Below are 19,737 nucleotides of genomic sequence, written 5' to 3'. Positions count from 1 at the left end.
ATGAATAATGCAATAGTACTTAATAACATAAATATTAATTTATTTAAAAAAGATATTGTTAATAATTTTGTCAATAATCTTACGAAATCTACTTGCTCTACTATTGCAAATATGCTTGCTATAGATTATACGCTAAGGCTTAATTCTAAACCGGAGGCTGAAAAATATATTAATAAATGTATTTCTAGACTCAAAAATTATTTAGGTATGCGGGTTATTAATGATGATAATTTTTCCGTAGCATTAGAGTTATTTGCAATAATGATTACTTCTGAAGACGAAAATGAGCAAAATAAGAATAATATTTTAGAGCAATTACAAGATATAATAGCAGAAAATCTTGTAGAAGTTTATTTTGGAGATGAAAAAATAAATAGTACCGAAAAAGAAAAAATTAAAAATATATTTAAAACTCTTTTAAAAGAGAAGAATTTTGACAAAATAATAAATTATGCGGAATCTCATAAAAAATTATTTAAGGCTTCTGTAATGTATGCAATGAAGAAATATAATAATATTGATGAAGCAACAATCTATATAAAGAAAGAATTTAATAAAATATTAGAAATGTTTTTAGCATTTACACAAAAAAGTAATATATTTAAACAAGCAACCGGAAAAATCGTCGGTGCTGTTTGTGCTTTATTAGTCGGAGCAATTAGTGTTGCGACTGCGGGAGCGGCTTTTTCTATCATAGTTGTACCGGCATCGATTTTTGCAGTCAGATATGCACCTGAACTTGGTGAAAAAATTGGAGGATTAATTTTAAATAATGATAATGCAATAAAACTAGAACAAAGCAATATAGATAAGTTTATGAAAACATTACAAAATGATAAAGAAAGTCTTCTCTCTCAAGAAAAAGCAAAAAACATCAAACAAAATATTAAAGTTTCTCCTTCTCAAATAAATGCTAAATTAACTAAGAAAGTGGTTAATGAAAAACATAGATAGGGTATCGTAATTGTAAGCGTTGCCCGCACGGCTCATTTATGTCATTCCAGCAACGGTGGGAATCCATTACTTTTTGCTGTCATACCGTGGCTTGACCACGGTATCCAGTTAAAATACTAAAATTATTAGTATTTTTTATTGTTTTTATGGACCCCGTGGTCAAGCCACGGGGTGACACAGTGAGTTTTACTGATTCACGCAAAATGCCACGCGGGAATGATATCGAGTAGATTTCTCGAACCATACAACAACGCCCCGCTTTCACGGTAATGACATAAATGAGCCGTACAATGAAGCTATAAAGCTATTTTTACTTGAGAATATAAAATATTCCCTTTATTATCTTTTTTTAAAATCAATAAAATAACTTAATGAGAAAAGTAGTAATATCTGGCATGATCGGCAATGCTTTAGAATGGTATGATTATGCATTATATGCTCAATTTGCTTATATTATAGGGCAGCATTTTTTTCCGGATTCAGAAATACGAGAGACTTTAACTTTTGCGGTATTTGCTGCAGGCTTTATAGTACGACCGCTCGGCGGTATTATTTTCGGTAATATCGGTGATAGATTCGGCAGACGTACCGCTTTGGTGATGGGTATTATAACTATGGCAATACCGACTGCCGGGATAGGTCTCTTACCAGGCTATAAAACTATAGGTATTGCCGCTCCTATTATTTTAACTGTTATCAGACTCATACAAGGTTTTTCTTTAGGAGGGGAGTTTAGCGGTTGTATTTCGTATATTGTAGAACATGCTTCGTTCGAGCAGCGAGGGCTTGCGGGGAGTAGCTCATTCGTTAGTATGTGCGGCGGTATGCTGCTTGGACTTGCTACAGCAGCCGATTTTTCTTATTTTATGCCCGCCGATATGCTATTTGAATGGGGTTGGAGAATACCTTTTATTGCCGGTTTATTTATTAGCTCTGTAGGTATATATATTAGAAAAAACCTAGCAGAAAGTCATATTTATAAAAAAGCTAAGGAAACAGGGCGTTTAGCACGTTTTCCTTTACGAGAAACATTAACAAAATACCCAAAAGAACTATAATTATCGCACTTGGTCTTTATATTACCGTAACTGCTCCTTTTTATACTTCTACGGTTTTTATCGGTAATTTTATGCAAACGCTTGGTTATACTAGTCAGCAAAGCACAATTGTTAGTAGTATAATATTAATCGTAATGATGATAGTATTTCCTATATCTGCGTATGTTTCGGATAAAGTGGGGCGGCGTCCTGTACTAATATGGGGGATTATCTTGTTAATTTTATCAGTCTATCCTATTTTTCTAGCCTTAGGATCAATGAACTTTACTTTAGCTATAATATCTCAAGTAATATTTGCCGGAATTATCGCTATTTATATGGGACCTATCCCAACGGTTTTAGTAGAGATATTTCCAACTAGCATAAGATTTACCGGTGTTGCACTTTCATACAACCTTGCAGCTGCTATATTTGGCGGTACTGCTCCAATATTAGCAATGATACTAACGAAAGTTACCGGAGACAATTATGCTATTGCATATTATTTAATTGCACTTGCTTTGTTATCTTCTATAATCCTAAAATTCTATAAAGAGACATATAAAAAGAATTTGGTCAGCTAATCATGAGTGAAATTTTTGAAGTACCGGATGGTGAAAATAAGGTTTTACTCCATTGTTGTTGTGCTCCGTGCGTTGGTCCTTTAATGGAGAAAATGATCGATACCGGTATTAAGTTTACGCTTTTTTTCTATAATCCTAATATTCATCCTAAAAAAGAATATGAGCTTCGTAAGAACGAAAATATTAAGTTTGCTGAGAAGCATAATATAGAATTTATCGACGCAGATTATGATCCGCAAAATTGGTTTAGGCGTGCTAAAGGGATGGAGTTTGAGCCTGAGAGAGGTAAACGATGCACAATGTGTTTTGATATGCGTTTCGAGCGTACGGCTTTATATGCTTATGAAAACGGTTTTAAGGTTATAACTAGTTCGCTTGGTATTTCTAGATGGAAAGATATGAACCAAATTAATGAATCAGGGATTAGAGCCGCATCTCATTATGAGGGGATAACATATTGGACTTATAATTGGCGTAAAGACGGTGGTGCTAGTAGGATGTATGAAATCGCCAAAGAAGAGAATTTTTATAAACAAGAATTTTGCGGCTGTGTTTATTCTTTCCGTGATACTAACGATTGGCGGGTAGCTAATAACCGTCCTAAAATCGAGATCGGTAAGGAGTATTATTAAGAACTTTGTGTTATGCTATTTCGTCATTGCGAGCAGCCGTAGGCTGCGTGGCAATCTCGTCAAATATCCTGAGATTGCTTCGTCAATTACTACGTAATTTCCTCGCAATGACGAAAAAATATGAGCTATGCAACAACATTATTTTAAACTAACATTAAAATTATGCAAGATTCAGAACAAGATACTAATAAAAACGATACAAAAACAATTGCATCTACAGAGATAGAGGATAAGAAACCTACAAAACTTAGTTTCATAGAGCATTTACTCAGTATGCCTAAATGTGATGAATTAGATATTCAAAGAGCAAAAGGCAAAGCTAGAGAATTTGAGTTCTAATATATAACTTCTTATGAAAAAACTATCATTTCAGCAAATTATACTGACATTACAAAATTACTGGCAGGATTACGGTTGTGCAATATTGCAGCCTTACGATGCACATGTTGGAGCAGGTACGTTTCACCCTGCAACGGTACTTAGATGTCTTGGCTCAAAACCTTGGTCAGTAGCTTATGTACAGCCATCGAGAAGACCTGGCGATAGCAGATACGGCATGCACCCTAACAGAATGCAACATTACTATCAGTTTCAGGTTATCTTAAAGACATCACCGGATAATATTCAAGATTTATATCTTAAAAGCTTAGAATGTTTAGGCATAGATTTAAAAAAGCATGATATTCGTTTTGTCGAAGATGATTGGGAATCGCCAACCTTAGGTGCTGCAGGGCTTGGCTGGGAAGTATGGTGTAACGGTATGGAAGTATCGCAATTTACTTATATGCAGCAAATCGGCGGTATTGAATGTCGTCCCGTTGCCGGTGAAATCACTTATGGCTTAGAGAGACTTGCGTTATATATTCAAGGTGTCGATGAAGTAAAAGAACTTGATTGGAATGGGCAAATAGGAGAAAAAGCTTTAAAATACGGTGAAGTGGATTTTGAGGCTGAAAGACAATTTTCAAAATATAATTTAGAGCTTGCAAATAGTAAAATGTTACTGCGACATTTCAAAGATAGTGAAGAGGAATGCAAAAGACTAGTTGACGGAGATGTGCCGTTAGCTGCTTATGATGAATGCCTTAAGGCAAGTCATACATTTAATCAACTAAATGCACTTGGGGTAATTAGCGTTACTGAGCGTGCCTCTTATATTTTAAGAGTACGGCACTTAGCTAAAATTTGTTGTATGAAATGGTTGGAGTTAAGCGGTGAGTGAATTATTATTAGAGCTATTTAGTGAAGAAATACCTGCATTCATGCAAAAAAATGCTGAAGAGGGTTATTTAAACATATTCACGAAAATTTTTGAAGAAAACGAAATATTTGCAAAAGTACAAGCGTTTGCAGGACCTCGTAGGATAACATTGTATGCTACCCACTTACCGAAAGTAACTCTACCGAAAGAAACGGAAATTAAAGGACCGAGCATAGATGCTCCGGAAGCTGCAATTAATGGATTTTGTAAAGCTCATAACGTTAGTAAATTAGAGCTTTCTACTAAATTAATTAATAATCAGCTATATTATTTCTTTGTCAAAAAGACAGAAGAAAGAGAGATAAAAGAAATTTTGCCGGAGATTATTATAGAGGCTATTAATAAATATAGCTGGGCAAAATCGATGTTTTGGGGTGATTACAAAATAAAATGGATTAGACCTCTGCGAAATATTTTATGTATATTTGATGGCGAAGTACTACCACTGCAATTTGGGCATTTAACCGCTAATAATATTACATACGGGCATCGTCTTACTGATAATAAAAAATTAGAAGTAACAGATTTTGAGGATTACAAAAATAAGCTTTCAGAAAATCACGTTATTTTAGAAAGAACAAAGAGAGAAGAAATAATTAAAACAGGTTTATTGGAACTGGCAAATTCTCGTAATCTAAACATAAAAGAAGATAATCGTTTAATTGAAGAAGTAGCAGGGCTTAGTGAATTTCCTGTTGTGCTACTTGGAAAAATCCCACAAAAATTCTTAGAGCTACCTAAAGAAGTACTTATTTCTTCGATGCGTACACATCAGAAATATTTCTGTCTATTCGATAAAGAAGGAAATTTCGCACAATATTTTCTCTTTGTCAGTAATGGTAGATTTGCAAATGCCGAACTCGTTATTAAAGGTAATGAAAAAGTACTATCTGCACGTCTTTCGGATGCTTTATATTTTTATAAACAAGATATAGCTAAAACTTTAGAATCAAGATTAGGCAAATTAGAAGCTGTAACGTTTCATGCAAAGCTTGGTAACTTAAGAGAAAAAGTTGAGCGTGTAGCTAAAATTTGTAGTTATACAGCTCTAGACAATACAGATTTAATTACAGCAGCTAAACTTTGCAAAAGCGATCTTGTTTCTGAGATGGTTGGAGAATTTCCTGATTTGCAAGGTATTATGGGCTATTATTATGCAAAGCATGAGGGGCTAGGTGAAGAAGTAGCCGCTGCAATTAGAGACCATTATAAACCGCAAGGACTTAATGATAATACACCGAGCGGGAATGCTGCTTTGCTTGCTTTAGCTGATAAACTAGATAGTTTAGTCGGTTTAATGATAGCGGGTGAAGCTCCGACAGGTTCAGGTGATCCATATGCCTTAAGACGTCAAGCACTTGGTATAATAAGAGTTATTTTGCATAATAATTTACATATAAATATTGAGAAGTTGATAGCTTTTACAATAAAGCTATATTCTTCTTTCCTAGCCTCTAGTAAAGAACTTGAATTACATTTAATAATGGAGTTTCTTGAAGAAAGAGCAAAATTTTACTTTAAAAATGACTATGATATTGCGTTAATTAATGCTGTTCTTGATTTAAGAATGGAAGATGATTTGGTTAGTATAAGTCTAAAACTTAATGCTTTACAAAAATTTTTAGCAGAAGATGCAGGCAAACAATTATTAAATGCTTACAAGCGAGCTAGCAATATAATCGGTGATCAGAAAATTATCGGCTTAGTTGATACAAGTCTCTTTAGTACACAACCTGAAAAAGAATTATTTGAAGTAATCCAAAAAATTTCGCCGCAAATTATAGATAGTATAGCTGATAAAGATTATAAGAAAGCTTTAAATTTACTATTATCGCTATTAGTTCCTACTACTAGCTTTTTTGATAATGTACTCGTTAATGATCCTGATCCAAAAATTGCAGAAAATCGCTTATCGTTATTACATAATATTTGCGAGTTATTTGATAAAGTAGCTAAGTTTTGTCGTCTGTAGGCTCGTTATCCTCGTATGGCATAGATGTGTGAATCACTTCTACCTCTGTCATCCCGTGATTTATTCACGGGATCCAGTTAAAAATATCAATAATTATTGATATTTTTGTTTTCTGGATACCGTGGTCAAGCCACGGGATGACACTGAATTAGTAAAAACCAAAATAACTAAATTAATGTTCAGTAAAGCAGTTCAATTTATAAAATCCGGTAAAGTGGTAGTATTTCCAACCGAAACAGTTTATGGAATCGGAGCGGATGCTACAAATAACGAAGCTTGTTTAAAGATTTTTCAGTTTAAAAATCGCCCTGCTATTAATCCGCTTATTGTGCATGTCTCCTCCATAGAGCAAGCAAAGGAAATAGGAAAGTTTAATGATTTAGCTACAAAAATAGCAGAAAAATTTTGGCCTGGACCATTATCTATAGTTGTCCCTTTAAAAGAGAATGCAAATATTGCTCCTAGTGTAACGGCAGGGCTTAATACAATAGCGATTCGGATACCGTCTTATCCGCTAGCATTAGAACTTATCAGACAATCAGGTGTACCTATAGCCGCCCCAAGTGCCAATCCTTCAAACTATATTAGTCCAACAAATAACGAGCATGTTACAAGACACTTTTCAGATAATGAAGAGATTTTTATCTTAGCTCCTGAAATCTACCAATCTGAATATGGTTTAGAGTCAACGATAATTGATACTACAACGATTAATCCTACTATATTAAGAGAAGGGTTTATAACTGCTGAAATTTTAGAAGAGTTACTTGGGGTAAAAGTTTTTAAAGTAACAAATGACGTACAGCTAAATTCACAAAGCTTCAGACAAGATGAATTTAAGGGCGAGTCTGCACAGCGTACATTAGTACGTGAGCACAGACGAGTCCTGCAAAATTCGCTTGTATCAAGCTTTGTGAATGACGTTGTAAAAGCTCCTGGAATGCTTGCAAAGCACTATTCTCCTAATGTGCCGGTTAGATTAAATGCTACAAATTTAGAGGATAGAGAAATTGGATTAAATTTTGGCGATAGTAATCTTACGGGAAAATTTTCATTAAACCTAAGCCTTAAAGGTGAACTTATAGAAGCTGCTGCAAATCTTTACGCTTATTTAAGAATACTTGATGATTATGCGGCAGTTCATGATGTAAAAGGTATAGCAGTTGCTCCTATACCTCGAGTGAATATAGGAGCTGCAATTAATGATCGCCTGAAACGTGCTGCAAAATTATAAATCTCGGTATTCTATTCGCTTGAGTAGCTTTTTGATGATATTTGGTAATTACATAATTATCATGCGGCTTTAAATAATTATTTTTATTCATAATTTTAAAATTACCGTTCTGCTCTATTAACTCTATTGCTTCATAAAAATAATTTTCGATATCGGAAGCAAATACTAAATTACCGTTATCTTTTAGTTTATCCTGTAAAATCTTAAGCCGTTCTTTATTGAAAATACGTTTCTTTTTTTGTTTATTTTTTATCCATGGATCGGGAAATAAAATATAAATTCCATCCAAACTATTATTTGGTAAATCGTTTAATATAAAATCTAAATTGTTAGGAAATAATAAAAAATTTGTGATATTCTGCTCACTCGCAAGCTTTAAAACATTTGCAACTCCGTTTAAATATACCTCTACCCCAATAAAAAGGGCATTAGGATTCATTTTAGCTTGATTAATGAAATGCTCACCCATACCAAAACCTATTTCTAAAAAGATTTTACGTTTTTCATCAATAAGCTTTTCTTTGGAAAATAAATATTTCGGTAGTTCGTTATCTAATAAATTTTGTTGCAGCCCTGATAAGCTTTTACCGATTCGCCTTGCATATGAACGATTGAGATTAATAGGAGAAAATAATATTACTCTACTGTGACCTTGTAGATCCTTATAAACGCTTTCAATATTATAACCATTACTTAAGAAAATTTGGGTTACCGCTTCTTCTTGTTTAAAGCCTATCTCTAATGCTAGTTTACCGTTTGGTTTTAAGAATTTTTTTGTATTTTCAGCAATTATGCGGTAAGCTTGCAAGCCATCTTCTTCAGCAAATAAAGCAATAAACGGTTCATAATTGATTGTTTCAATTGCCATCTCTGATTTTTCACTGTGTGATATATATGGTGGGTTGCTAACTATAACATCAAATTTTTGCTTTCCTAGATTTTCAAACCAATTACTGTGAATAATCTGAATTCGATCCGTTACGTGATATTTTAGAGCATTATTTCTAGCAACTTCTATAGCATCAAGACTGATATCAGTTGCAATTACATTAGCATCCGGTAACTCACATAATAGACTTATAGCAATACAGCCGCTACCTGTACCGAGTTCGAGGATTTTTGTGTATTCGTCATTGCAAGTTTCTCTTATGTCATCCCCGCGAAAGCGGGGATCCAGTCGCTTTTTTTCTGGATTCCCGCCTATGCGGGAATGACATCGAGACACAACATCTACCAAAACTTCAGTATCGCTTCTTGGAATTAACACATGCCTATTAACGATAAATTCACGTGAGTAAAATTCTTTAACGCCTGTAATATACGCTATGGGTTCATGCTTTAATCTTCTCTCTAACAGTTTTTCAAAAGCTTCTATCTCAACTTCATTTAACTGCTCATCAAGATTAATAAGCAAATACTCAATAGGTTTATTTATAATATGCTGTAGTAGGATTCGTGCTTCTAATTGCGGTAAATTGATGCCTATTTTATTTAATTTATCTGATGCTTTACTCAAGACTTGTTTTATAGAATATTGCACGGAACAGGTCCAACTCCTATAACTTCTAATATTGCTTTATATATTGTTTGCATAATGATAGGACTGCAAGTAGTTAGAGGCCCTAGAATTAAGCGTTTATTATCTATGCTACGTATTTGGTCTATTAAAAGATCTGAATCTCTTTCTAATTTATTATGAGCTTTAATACGAATTCGTAAAGGGAAAGCATCGTCTATTAAATTAGTTGTTAGCGGAATGATTAAAGTAGAAGGATGTTTTGCGTCCAATAATACTTGATCTTGAATAATCAATACAGGTCTTGTTTTACCAAGCTCACTACCAACTCTAGGATTTAAATCGGCAAGCCAAATTTCTCCGAGATTAATTTTTAGGGTCATGTTCTATATTAGAAAATTCAGAATTTATTTTCATGCTTTCTTTTCTTGTACGCATACTAATTGCAAATAATTTTTCTTTCCTTTCTTGCTCATATAGGCTTTTATTCATAGTTTCAATAGATCTTCTAATATACTGACTACGTGAAATATGAAGTTTTTTAGCCCTTTTAGTTACTTCCTCGGCTAAATCATCGGGTAATCTTACAGTAAGTGCAGACATAACTCTTAAGTATTACAATTATAAACACATGATGTAATTATAGTTGTAATACAATTTATGTCAAGTTCTCATTTTCTACCTAGATTTCTCATCTCTAAAATATCTTCTATACTATCCAAAGAAGCTTGTTTCTTAAGTTCAATGAATTTGTGCAATGCATTGGTGGCTATAATCTCCTCCATATCCCTTGGCAACTCACAAGAAAATTCCATAATTTCATTACTAGTCGGATGAGTAAAACTTAAATACCAAGAATGCAGGGCTTGGCGTTTAAAATCAATTAATTTTGCTTTTAGTTCAGGCAGGGAATGAGCAATTTTTCGGTCGTTATTACCATAAGTTTGATCACCGACTACGGAATGCTTTAAATGGCTTAGCTGTACCCTAATTTGATGAGTCCTACCGGTACTAAGTTTGCACTCCACCATACTAATAGTACCCTTGTGAAACAATTCTAGAGTTTTATAATGTGTCACGGCTTCTTTACCGCCATATTTTAATATGGTCATTTTTTGGCGGTCTACTCTACTGCGACCGATATTATTCTTAATGAATCCTTCTAGCGGATTAATTACTCCCCAAACTAACGCTTTATATTTCCGTATTACCTGCCTTTGTTCTATCTGATTTGCAAGTAGCATATGTGCTTTATTATTTTTAGCAACTACCATTAAGCCCGTAGTATCTTTATCCAAACGATGCACTATCCCTGGTCTTTCTGCTGAACCTATATCCGATAGATTCTTCGTATGATAAAGTAATGCATTAACAAGCGTATCGTCATGATGTCCTGCCCCTGGGTGTACCGTCATACCTGTCGCTTTGTTAATTACTATCAAATCATCATCTTCGTAAATTATATCAAGTGCTATATTTGCTGCTGCAATTTTTAGCTCTTCAGGTTCTTTAAAAGAAAATAATATAACATCATTCTCCTTGACCAAAACATCAGGATCAGAAATAATTACATCATTAACTAGTACTTGCGAATTCTTAATAGCTTTTTGGATTTGGTTTCTAGAAACAGGGTAATTCAGAAAACTTGATACAAGCGAATTTTGCAGGTCTCTCCTGTGCTCACGTATTAATATACACTCCGCAGGCTCGCCTTGAAATTCATCTTGTCTGAAATTTTCTGAATTACCCTGTACATTCTTAAAAAGATGTAATAAAGCTTTATCGAGTCTTATATTATTTAGTTCGTTTGGTACATTATATGTTAACATATTTTATTTTAAGATAATGAATAATATGCTTAAATGGTTAAGTGCAATCGGTGTTGAATATTACTGCTCTGAACACCTGCCGAAATTAAAGGTATGTAATAATACTGAACTAACTGAAAAGCCACAAGTAAAACTTATGTCTACAAAAGAAACTGCATTCAATATGAATGATAAAGTTCATGATAATATAACTCTAGCAAGAGCTCTTGCCGATAAAGCTAATAATATCGAAGAACTAAAAGAATCTCTACTAAATTTTAATGGTTGTGAACTTAAGAAATTTGCTACTAATACGGTTTTCGGTGATGGTAATTTGGAAGCTAAAATTATGTTAATAGGCGAAGCTCCCGGAAGTACTGAGGATTTGAAAGGAATACCTTTTTGCGGCGAAAGCGGCAATTTACTTGATAATATGCTGCACGCTATCGGAATTTCACGGAAAAATAACGCTTATATTACTAATACGGTATTTTGGCGTCCTCCCGCTAATAGACAGCCAACACTCGAAGAAGTCGATATTTGTAGACCGTTTGTCGAGAAACATATTGCTCTTATTAACCCGAAGCTAATTATTCTAGTCGGTAGCACGGCTGCAACTAGCTTACTTGGAAAAAATTCGGGTATTACTAAAATTAGACAAGAATATTATTTTTATACCAATAAATATCTATCTGCTCCTATCCAAACTACGGCAATTTTCCATCCTGCTTATTTATTACGCCAACCTATGCAAAAACGCACCTCTTGGTATGATTTACTAAAGATTAAGGAGTATTTGGTGAATACAGGTTTGCTCGTTAGCTAAAAAAATTTAAGCTTAAATCTTCTTGAAATAACATATAATGTTATGCTAATATCAATTATTGCTATTCTAAAGGTAATATTATGAATGTTTCTTTAACTCCTGAACTTGAAAAATATGTAAATAGACAGGTAGAAAGCGGCTTTTACCATTCTTCAAGTGAAGTTATAAGAGCAGCATTACGTTTAATGGTCAAATCTGAAAATATTTCTCAAAATGCTCAGTTTGAAAATTATAAAACATGGCTTAATCACGAAATACAGATTGGTTTAGACCAAGCTGCTGAAGGTAAATTAATTCCAGGAGAAAAAGCGTTACAAGATATTCGTGATTTTTTTAAAGAGCAGTTAAAATCCAATGTCTAATTATAATTTTTCATTAATAGACTTCTTGCATAACCTCCTTCTAAAGGTAATTTGTACGTCAATCCGGTACTCGCATCCTCACGTATATTTATATACGCTGTGGTGCTGCGTTCTGTGTTTCCTTCAAATTCCTCTTTATAAGATAGGTTATGCAAGAAGTCTAATCTTGTAAGCTGAGCAAGATATCAAAGAAAATTTTTAAATCCTCATAAATAATAATTAATTTCTAATTTTCTGAAATTAAGGTTATATTGATATATAACAACAAAGGGTATATCCATATGACCAATGAAAATAATAATGATTCAGAATTTGCCGAATTAAAAATCAGAGGAAAAATATTTAAATTACCTATACTTAAAGCAAGTATTGGTGAGGATGTAATCGATATAAGCAGGGTATCTTCGGAAGCCGATTGTTTTACTTATGACCCGGGCTTTATGTCTACTGCTTCTTGTCAGTCTACTATCACTTATATAGACGGTGATAAAGGAATTTTGCGACATCGAGGATATGACATTAAAGATTTAGCCGAGAAAAGTGATTTTTTAGAAGTGGCATATTTGCTAATCTATGGAGAATTACCAAGCATCGAGCAGTATAATAATTTCACTAAACAGGTTGCTCATCATTCATTAGTGAATGAAAGATTACACTATTTATTTCAAACCTTTTGTAGTTCTTCTCATCCTATGGCTATTATGCTTGCGGCTGTTGGTTCTCTTTCGGCATTTTATCCTGATTTACTGAATTTTAAAGAAGCAGACTACGAACTTACCGCTATTAGAATGATTGCTAAGATACCAACTATCGCCGCAATGTCTTATAAATATTCTATAGGACAACCGTTTATTTATCCTGATAATTCGTTAGATTTTACTGAAAATTTTCTGCATATGATGTTTGCAACGCCTTGTACAAAATATAAAGTAAATCCAATAATAAAAAATGCTCTTAATAAAATATTTATTTTGCATGCTGACCATGAGCAGAACGTTTCTACTTCAACAGTCCGAATTGTCGGCTCATCCGGGGCTAACCCTTTTGCTTGCGTAAGTACAGGGATTGCCTCACTTTGGGGACCTGCTCACGGCGGGGCTAATGAAGCGGTAATAAATATGCTTAAAGAAATCGGTAGTTCTGAGAATATTCCTAAATATATAGCTAAAGCTAAGGATAAAAATGATCCGTTTAGGTTGATGGGCTTTGGTCATCGTGTCTATAAAAACTATGACCCGCGTGCCGCAGTACTTAAAGAAACCTGCAAAGAAGTATTAAAGGAACTCGGACAGCTAGAAAACAACCCACTCTTGCAAATAGCAATAGAACTTGAAGCTATCGCTCTTAAAGATGAATATTTTATTGAGAGAAAATTATATCCAAATGTTGATTTTTATTCAGGTATTATCTATAAAGCTATGGGTATACCATCGCAAATGTTCACGGTACTTTTTGCAATAGCAAGAACAGTAGGCTGGATGGCACAATGGAAAGAAATGCACGAAGACCCTGAACAAAAAATCAGCAGACCTAGACAGCTTTACACCGGTTATGTACATAGAGAGTATAAGGGTATCGGGGAGAGGTAAAACCCGCTGTGTCATACCGTGGCTTGTACCTGCGGTATCTAGAAAAGCAGTTCAAGGCGTACATTTTTTGGTATTTTTTTGGATACCGTGGTCAAGCCACGGTATGACACAGAGGTATATAATGAATTTTATTGATGAAGTTAAAATATATATAAAAGGTGGGAACGGCGGCAATGGCTGTGTTAGTTTCCATCGTGAGAAATTTATTGATAGAGGCGGACCGGATGGCGGTGACGGTGGACGTGGTGGCAGTGTTATTTTTAGGAGCAATCATCATCTTAATACGCTAGTAAATTATCGATATAAACAGCATTTTACCGCAGAAAACGGTGAAAACGGTAAAGGTTCAAATAGAAGCGGTAAATCAGGAAGATCGTTAGTTCTTGATGTTCCCCTCGGTACTCAAATCTTTTCCGAGGACGGCAATATATTATTGCATGACTTCACTGAGGATGACCAAAGCTTTGAAATAATTAAAGGAGGAAGCGGCGGTCTTGGTAACAGTCATTTCAAAACGTCGGTTAATCAAGCTCCAAGAAAGCGTACGGAAGGGGAAATTGCTGAAGAAATGTGGATTCATTTAAGCTTAAAACTCCTCTCTGATGTTGGGCTTGTGGGGTTGCCGAATGCTGGTAAATCTACTTTTTTATCGGTTGTAACGGCAGCTAAGCCTAAAATTGCCGATTATCCCTTTACTACTTTAGTGCCGAATCTTGGAGTGGTGTATGTTGATGACGAAGAGTTTGTTATAGCCGATATTCCCGGCTTAATTGAGGGGGCTCATCAAGGTCACGGTCTTGGCGATAAATTCTTAAAGCATATAGAAAGATGTAATGTATTAATACATTTAATAGACGGCTCTAGTAATGATGTAATGGCAGATTATAATACAGTACGTCTTGAGCTTGAGTCATATTCCGATTATCTAAAAAATAAAATCGAAATCATATGTCTTAATAAATGTGATGTTCTTACCGATGAGGAAATACAAGAAAAAATAAATGAGTTGCAGAAAGCTACTAATAAAGAAGTTTTTCCTATCTCTACCTACACTAATCTAGGGGTAAATAAAATAGTTAAACTAGCTTTAAAGACTATAAAAAATCAGGAGTAATATATTGCCGGAGCTAAGAAAGACGGGCATTGCCTGCGTGAATACCGATGTCATTCCTGCGAAAGCAGGAATCCAAAAAAAAGTATAAATACAGCAAATTTTTAAAATTAAAAGCGGAGGTTATCTCGCTTTATGCTGGATTCCCGCTTTCGCAGGAAGGCGTTGTTGCGTGGATCAATTTTACCTCTGTCCATCCCGTGGCTTGACCACGGGATCCAATTAAAAATACTAAAATTATTAGTATTTTTTATTATTTTTATGGACCCTGTGGTCAAGCCACGGGGTGACACAGTTGGTTTTGCCGGTCCACACAAGTGCTACGAACTGCTCGCAATGACAATTAATAAAGCTTAAATCAAAGTAATACGTTGCTCTTCTGCCTCTAGATATTCTCTAGCTCTTCCTTAGTATATTTCTTTTCTTTAAGCTTTATTTCGTTATTAAATATATATTGTACAGCTTTATCTTCTAAGGCAGGACCTTTAAGTCCTTCAATTGCTCTAGGATTATTTTTATAAAAATCAAATATCATATTTTCCTGCCCAGGAAAATTACGTGCTTGTTGTATAATAACTTTCCTTAAATCATCAGGCTCTAATTGCAAATTTTTAGATTTTGCGTATTCAGCAAGTAATAAGCCTATTCGCACACGGCGTAGGGCTAATTTATTATAATATTCTGTTATTTCTTTAGGGGATTTATCTTTTAATAATGATTCATCTTGGTCATTTTTATCGGTTTCGGACTTTAGAATATCTTTTTCTTGCTCTAATAAAGATTCCGGTACGTCAAAATCTAACAATTTTTCTAAATTATCAAATAAGTTCATTTTCATTATAGTATTAATAGCTTCTTCCGATTCGTTTTCTATTTGTTTAGCAAAATGTGTACGCAATTCTTCAAGGCTATTACTTTGGAATTTTTTAGCAAACTCCTCATCAATAACGGTAGGTTCTGCAGTATGTACTGCTTTAATTTGTACTGCAAAACGAGCATATTTACCTGCTAAATCTTTAGCATGGTAATTTTCAGGAAAAGTAACATTAACATCTACTTCGCTACCTGTTTTAGAACCTATTAATTGTCTCTCAAAACCTGGAATAAGTGCATTACTACCTATTACTACCTTAAAATCATTTAATTTACCGCCTTCAAAAGCTTCATCCTTGATGTATCCGATTGCATCAATAGTAACCTGATCTCCGTCTTTTATTTTTGCTTTACTTTCTTTAGTATAGCTTTTTGTTAATGCAGCAAGTTTTTCTAGTTGTTCTTCAACATCTTTAGAGTTTACTTCTAATTTTGGACGATCTAGTGAGATTTTCTTTAAATCCGGAATAGTAATCTTAGGTAATAGCTCTATTTTTACGGTAAATTCTAAAGCTTTATCGGGTTCGTTTTGCAATTCTTCAATTTTGGGTCTACCGATTATATTTAGATTATGTTCTTTAATAACGTGATTTACCGAATGGTTAATTCTTCTTTCTATTATATCATTCCTGACGGAAGTACCGTATTTTTTCTTAACAATTGAAACCGGTACTTTACCGGCTCTAAAACCTGCTATTTTAACTTTTTTGGTTAAATTAAGTAATTCTTTTTGAATATCGTCATCTATCTCACTTAAAGGAGTAGAGATTCTTGCATGAAAATCCAATCCTTCGTTTTTTAATACGGTAATTCCCATTTTAATAATCCATTAATTCTGTACATAGTTTGCTAATCAAAATAAACTAATGAGCCGAAATATGCAATAGTTTTTATAAAATTCCATTAGGATTAGGTATTGTTAACTGTGTCATAGTAAATCACTAACTATTTAGACTTATTAGACTTAGCATTTAACAGCAATTGAACAATTTTTGTAGCAGTAAACCCTTGCTCTTCAAGGGCTTTAATAACTTCTGATATATCAAATATCGGATTGACATTATTAATATAACAATATCTAGTTCGAGTCCTCTTTTTTATTATCTTAATGTCCGGTTCTGTTTCTGATATATTATGTAATAACCTATTTAATTCGTGTCCGTAAATCTTTATGATAGCTTTTTTTTCTGCTTCTTTATTCTTAGTGCTAAGTAATCGTTTGTCGTTGCTTGTTTGTACTTTTTGTTCTATTTCTTTAGGATAATTATCAATAATCCATTCGGCTATTTGAGAATTACTAAATTCCTTGCCTGGGTGAGCTTTAAGGAACTCAATAATTGCAGTTTTACGATCAAATTTTTTATAATATACCTCATTATAATTAACCGTTCTATCAGTATTATTAACATAACAATATTTAGTCAAATGCCCTTTTTTTATCATCTTAATGTTCGGTTCTATTTTTGGTATGGTTGTACGTAATAGTGTTTTTATTTCCTTTTTATACAAAAGTATAGCTATTTCTTTTGTATTACTCATCTTGTTAACGCTCATTAATAGCTTATCGTTACTTGCTTGCACTTTTCGTGTTGCTGCTTGAGAATATGCTCCAACTATCCATACGGCTATTTTAGAAGCAGTAAACTCTTTTCCGGCATTATCCTTAAGAAACTTAATAATTATGGACTTAAGATCAAATTCTTCATGAATCGTAAATTCATAATTAATTACCTTATCAACATAACAATATTTAGGTTTAGGACCTGCAGTTATTTTAATTCCTGGTTCTGCTTTCTGTAAAGACGTACGAAAGCCTAAAGTAAACTCATTACTATATAACCCTATAATAAACTGCTTTCTCTTTGCCTTATTAGTAATCTTAAGTAGCTTTTTATTTCTGCTCATTTTCTCTTTTTGTTCAGCCTCTTTAGGATATGTGTTAACTAGCCATGTTGCTATTTCAATAGCCGTAAACTCTTTCCCTGGATTAGATTTGAGAAATTTAATAATTGCAATTTTGCGGTTAAAAAAAGACATATTCGGTAATTATATTAAGTTAAAATTCATTTCACTTTAATTTTTTAGACATTTTTAAATAAAGATTGATATTGTCATGAGCTAAGAGACTAGACGTAGTCAATATTTTTAGTACTAACTTGTTTTCTTTTTTGTTATTACTCGTTTGTTCTTTATCTGAGTTAGCTTTAAAAATTTAATTGAATATCATACAAGATAATAAATTATAAATTCTCCAAAGTAAACAAGCAATTATATAGAAATAAAAGAATTAATATTATAGTGGTATAAAAATACAACTGTTTTTTAAATTATATAGAAATGAGGCATTTAGGGGGTAAATTTTATTTTTTAAAAAGAATTTAAAGGGTTATATCTTAGAGGCTATCTGTAAATAAATTTTAACCGATAATAGACCTCTTCGGAAACTCGCTTATAGGGAAGAATTTGAAGGAGACACGAAGCACAGAACTGCAGCGTACACAAACGTACGTGAGGATTCAAGCATCGGATTGACGTACAAATTACCCCTAGAAGTAGAGTTTCCGAAGAGGTCTAATGTAAAACAACTAAAAATACTAATATTTTAGTATTTTTAACTGGATACCGTGGTTAAGCCACGGGATGACAGAGGTGAAATTGATCCACGCAACAAGGCCACGCGGGAATGACATAAAACGAACCATGCAACAAAGTTACAAATTCCTCACAATGGCGTTAAGCAATAAGATTCAAGCGTACTTCTTCGTTTAGTTCTTTTGTAGAAGATAATTCTATGTCAAGTTCGGCAAATATATGCACTAAGGCTATAGATAAATCATTGATTATTTTATCGGTATGGGCAGGGGTTGGGATGATTCGGAGGCGTTCCGTACCTCTCGGTACGGTTGGAAAATTGATATGTTGAACGTAAATACCGTATTTATTAAGGAGCATATTTGAGGCACTAGCTGCTTTAATCGGATCACCGATAATTATCGGCACTATATGACTTTCATTTTTCAAATAAGGTATATTAAAATTTTCAAAAGAATTTTTAAGTTTTGTAACTACTTCTTGATGTTTTATTCGTTCTTCATTCGATTCTTTAAGGTGTCTAATACTATGCGTTGCAGCGGTAGAAATTACCGGCGGTAATGAAGTAGTGAAAATAAATCCTGGAGCGGTTAGCCTTATAGCATCGACTAAATTATGGTTGCTAGTGATATAACCGCCGATAGTGCCGTATGCTTTGGCAAGTGTACCTTGAATAATATCGATTTGATCGCTACAATTAAGAAGCTCGGCAATACCGCCTCCATGTTTACCGTATAAACCGACCGTATGAACTTCATCGATAAAGGTTAAAGCATTATATTTTTTGGCTAAGTTGATTATATCTTTGATGGGTGAGAAGAAACCGTCCATAGAGTAAGCCGATTCAAAAACAATAATTTTCGGTCTATTAATATCGACTGATTGTAAAAGCTCTTCTAAATGCTTAACGTCTAAATGTCTATATATATATTTCTCGGCTCTTGAACTTGTAATTCCTGCAATTATTGAAGCATGATTTAGCTCATCGGAGAAAAATACTATATCTGGCATGATTTTAGCAAGACTTGCAAGCGTTGTATCATTTGCAACAAAACCGGATGTAAAAACTAAAGCTGCTTGCTTTTTGTGTAAATCTGCAAGTTCTTTCTCAAGCTCAAGAATGGCAATATTATTACCGCCGATATTGCGAGTTCCGCCTGATCCAACACCGTATTTTAGCAAGGCATCTATAGAAGCTTGCATTACTTTTGCATGTTTACTCATACCCAAATAGTCATTAATGCACCACATAACTATTTGTTTATTAGCGTGTTCTGCAAAAGGAAAATTATCGGCTTGTCTTTTTAAGGCTTTAAATTCTCGATATCTTCCTTCGCTCTTAATTTTGTCTATATGTTTGCTAAATATAGTATCGTAATAAGACAT

The 19,737-nt window shown here is 33.8% G+C and carries 14 protein-coding genes and 6 pseudogenes; 12 read left to right on the top strand and 8 right to left on the bottom strand.

Annotated elements, in window-relative coordinates:
* The 8 genes and pseudogenes from ACE38Q_RS06010 to ACE38Q_RS05975 all read left to right on the top strand — a co-directional run.
* Positions 1 to 954 carry an RP853 family protein gene (locus ACE38Q_RS06010; protein ID WP_500190483.1) on the top strand — a complete coding sequence of 318 codons (954 nt, stop codon included), beginning with the start codon at positions 1 to 3 and terminating at the stop codon, positions 952 to 954.
* A 371-nt stretch (positions 955 to 1,325) separates the two neighbouring features.
* Positions 1,326 to 2,575 (top strand): annotated as a pseudogene (locus ACE38Q_RS06005) (metabolite/H+ symporter).
* Positions 2,576 to 2,577: 2 nt separating this feature from the next.
* The gene (locus tag ACE38Q_RS06000; RefSeq protein ID WP_500190481.1) at positions 2,578 to 3,207 is read left to right on the top strand and encodes an epoxyqueuosine reductase QueH; all 630 of its coding nucleotides are present in this window, start codon (positions 2,578 to 2,580) and stop codon (positions 3,205 to 3,207) included.
* Between the two features lie 162 nt (positions 3,208 to 3,369).
* The gene (locus tag ACE38Q_RS05995; protein WP_500190479.1) at positions 3,370 to 3,546 is read left to right on the top strand and encodes a type II toxin-antitoxin system Phd/YefM family antitoxin; all 177 of its coding nucleotides are present in this window, start codon (positions 3,370 to 3,372) and stop codon (positions 3,544 to 3,546) included.
* A gap of 13 nt (positions 3,547 to 3,559) precedes the next feature.
* Positions 3,560 to 4,429: a glycine--tRNA ligase subunit alpha gene (locus tag ACE38Q_RS05990; RefSeq protein ID WP_500190477.1), complete on the top strand. Its 870-nt coding sequence runs from the start codon at positions 3,560 to 3,562 to the stop codon at positions 4,427 to 4,429.
* On the top strand, positions 4,422 to 6,440 hold the full coding sequence (glyS, locus tag ACE38Q_RS05985) for a glycine--tRNA ligase subunit beta (protein WP_500190473.1): 2,019 nt from the start codon (positions 4,422 to 4,424) through the stop codon (positions 6,438 to 6,440). Before ACE38Q_RS05990 ends, glyS begins: the two co-directional genes overlap by 8 nt.
* A gap of 175 nt (positions 6,441 to 6,615) precedes the next feature.
* Positions 6,616 to 7,236 (top strand): annotated as a pseudogene (locus ACE38Q_RS05980) (L-threonylcarbamoyladenylate synthase); the annotation flags it as partial.
* Positions 7,237 to 7,368: 132 nt separating this feature from the next.
* Positions 7,369 to 7,674, top strand: a pseudogene (locus tag ACE38Q_RS05975) (Sua5 family C-terminal domain-containing protein); the annotation flags it as partial.
* On the opposite strand, the gene trmB reads toward ACE38Q_RS05975, so the two are convergent.
* The 4 genes and pseudogenes from trmB to ACE38Q_RS05955 form a co-directional block, all read right to left on the bottom strand.
* On the bottom strand, positions 7,640 to 9,214 hold the full coding sequence (gene trmB, locus ACE38Q_RS05970) for a bifunctional peptide chain release factor N(5)-glutamine methyltransferase PrmC/tRNA (guanosine(46)-N7)-methyltransferase TrmB (protein ID WP_500190471.1): 1,575 nt from the start codon (positions 9,212 to 9,214) through the stop codon (positions 7,640 to 7,642). The pseudogene ACE38Q_RS05975 and the gene trmB sit on opposite strands and share 35 nt — an antisense overlap.
* Positions 9,199 to 9,573 (bottom strand): type II toxin-antitoxin system PemK/MazF family toxin, encoded by a 375-nt coding sequence (locus ACE38Q_RS05965; protein WP_202069477.1) that lies wholly within the window; start codon positions 9,571 to 9,573, stop codon positions 9,199 to 9,201. Before ACE38Q_RS05965 ends, trmB begins: the two co-directional genes overlap by 16 nt.
* Positions 9,557 to 9,793, bottom strand: coding sequence for a ribbon-helix-helix protein, CopG family (locus tag ACE38Q_RS05960; RefSeq protein ID WP_500190469.1), 237 nt, complete (start codon positions 9,791 to 9,793; stop codon positions 9,557 to 9,559). Before ACE38Q_RS05960 ends, ACE38Q_RS05965 begins: the two co-directional genes overlap by 17 nt.
* Before the next feature lie 68 nt (positions 9,794 to 9,861).
* Positions 9,862 to 10,818 (bottom strand): annotated as a pseudogene (locus ACE38Q_RS05955) (RluA family pseudouridine synthase); the annotation flags it as partial.
* 217 nt (positions 10,819 to 11,035) lie between these two features.
* On the opposite strand from ACE38Q_RS05955, the gene ACE38Q_RS05950 reads away from it, so the two are divergent.
* Together ACE38Q_RS05950 and ACE38Q_RS05945 are read left to right on the top strand one after the other, a co-directional pair.
* Positions 11,036 to 11,824, top strand: a complete 789-nt coding sequence (locus tag ACE38Q_RS05950) for a uracil-DNA glycosylase family protein (RefSeq protein ID WP_500190466.1) — start codon at positions 11,036 to 11,038, stop codon at positions 11,822 to 11,824.
* Positions 11,825 to 11,904: 80 nt separating this feature from the next.
* Positions 11,905 to 12,186 (top strand): type II toxin-antitoxin system ParD family antitoxin, encoded by a 282-nt coding sequence (locus ACE38Q_RS05945; protein WP_500190464.1) that lies wholly within the window; start codon positions 11,905 to 11,907, stop codon positions 12,184 to 12,186.
* A 5-nt stretch (positions 12,187 to 12,191) separates the two neighbouring features.
* Here the strand turns inward: ACE38Q_RS05945 and ACE38Q_RS05940 are convergent.
* A pseudogene (locus tag ACE38Q_RS05940) lies at positions 12,192 to 12,341 on the bottom strand (palindromic element RPE1 domain-containing protein); the annotation flags it as partial.
* Positions 12,342 to 12,467: 126 nt separating this feature from the next.
* Here ACE38Q_RS05940 and ACE38Q_RS05935 point away from each other — a divergent pair.
* Positions 12,468 to 13,775, top strand: a complete 1,308-nt coding sequence (locus tag ACE38Q_RS05935) for a citrate synthase (protein ID WP_500190462.1) — start codon at positions 12,468 to 12,470, stop codon at positions 13,773 to 13,775.
* 121 nt (positions 13,776 to 13,896) lie between these two features.
* Positions 13,897 to 14,889: a GTPase ObgE gene (gene obgE, locus ACE38Q_RS05930; RefSeq protein WP_500191345.1), complete on the top strand. Its 993-nt coding sequence runs from the start codon at positions 13,897 to 13,899 to the stop codon at positions 14,887 to 14,889.
* A gap of 350 nt (positions 14,890 to 15,239) precedes the next feature.
* Here the strand turns inward: obgE and tig are convergent.
* From tig to hemA, 3 genes and pseudogenes are all read right to left on the bottom strand, one after another.
* Positions 15,240 to 16,576 (bottom strand): annotated as a pseudogene (tig, locus tag ACE38Q_RS05925) (trigger factor).
* Between the two features lie 128 nt (positions 16,577 to 16,704).
* Entirely contained in the window at positions 16,705 to 17,796 is a 1,092-nt protein-coding gene (locus ACE38Q_RS05920; protein WP_500190460.1) for a hypothetical protein, read from the bottom strand.
* A gap of 696 nt (positions 17,797 to 18,492) precedes the next feature.
* Positions 18,493 to 19,737 carry a 5-aminolevulinate synthase gene (hemA, locus tag ACE38Q_RS05915; RefSeq protein ID WP_500190459.1) on the bottom strand — a complete coding sequence of 415 codons (1,245 nt, stop codon included), beginning with the start codon at positions 19,735 to 19,737 and terminating at the stop codon, positions 18,493 to 18,495.

The organism is Rickettsia endosymbiont of Thecocarcelia acutangulata (assembly GCF_964263195.1).
GTDB lineage: Bacteria > Pseudomonadota > Alphaproteobacteria > Rickettsiales > Rickettsiaceae > Rickettsia > Rickettsia felis.
This window is presented reverse-complemented; position numbering and strand designations above follow the sequence as displayed.

Bases quoted from the DNA above. Each gene is read 5' to 3' on its own strand.
- ACE38Q_RS06010 (WP_500190483.1), top strand. From the start codon at position 1: ATGAATAATGCAATAGTACTTAATAACATAAATATTAATTTATTTAAA.
- ACE38Q_RS06000 (WP_500190481.1), top strand. From the start codon at position 2,578: ATGAGTGAAATTTTTGAAGTACCGGATGGTGAAAATAAGGTTTTACTC.
- ACE38Q_RS05995 (WP_500190479.1), top strand. From the start codon at position 3,370: ATGCAAGATTCAGAACAAGATACTAATAAAAACGATACAAAAACAATT.
- ACE38Q_RS05990 (WP_500190477.1), top strand. From the start codon at position 3,560: ATGAAAAAACTATCATTTCAGCAAATTATACTGACATTACAAAATTAC.
- ACE38Q_RS05965 (WP_202069477.1), bottom strand. From the start codon at position 9,573: ATGACCCTAAAAATTAATCTCGGAGAAATTTGGCTTGCCGATTTAAAT.
- ACE38Q_RS05960 (WP_500190469.1), bottom strand. From the start codon at position 9,793: ATGTCTGCACTTACTGTAAGATTACCCGATGATTTAGCCGAGGAAGTA.
- ACE38Q_RS05950 (WP_500190466.1), top strand. From the start codon at position 11,036: ATGAATAATATGCTTAAATGGTTAAGTGCAATCGGTGTTGAATATTAC.
- ACE38Q_RS05945 (WP_500190464.1), top strand. From the start codon at position 11,905: ATGAATGTTTCTTTAACTCCTGAACTTGAAAAATATGTAAATAGACAG.
- ACE38Q_RS05935 (WP_500190462.1), top strand. From the start codon at position 12,468: ATGACCAATGAAAATAATAATGATTCAGAATTTGCCGAATTAAAAATC.
- obgE (WP_500191345.1), top strand. From the start codon at position 13,897: ATGAATTTTATTGATGAAGTTAAAATATATATAAAAGGTGGGAACGGC.
- ACE38Q_RS05920 (WP_500190460.1), bottom strand. From the start codon at position 17,796: ATGTCTTTTTTTAACCGCAAAATTGCAATTATTAAATTTCTCAAATCT.
- hemA (WP_500190459.1), bottom strand. From the start codon at position 19,737: ATGTCTTATTACGATACTATATTTAGCAAACATATAGACAAAATTAAG.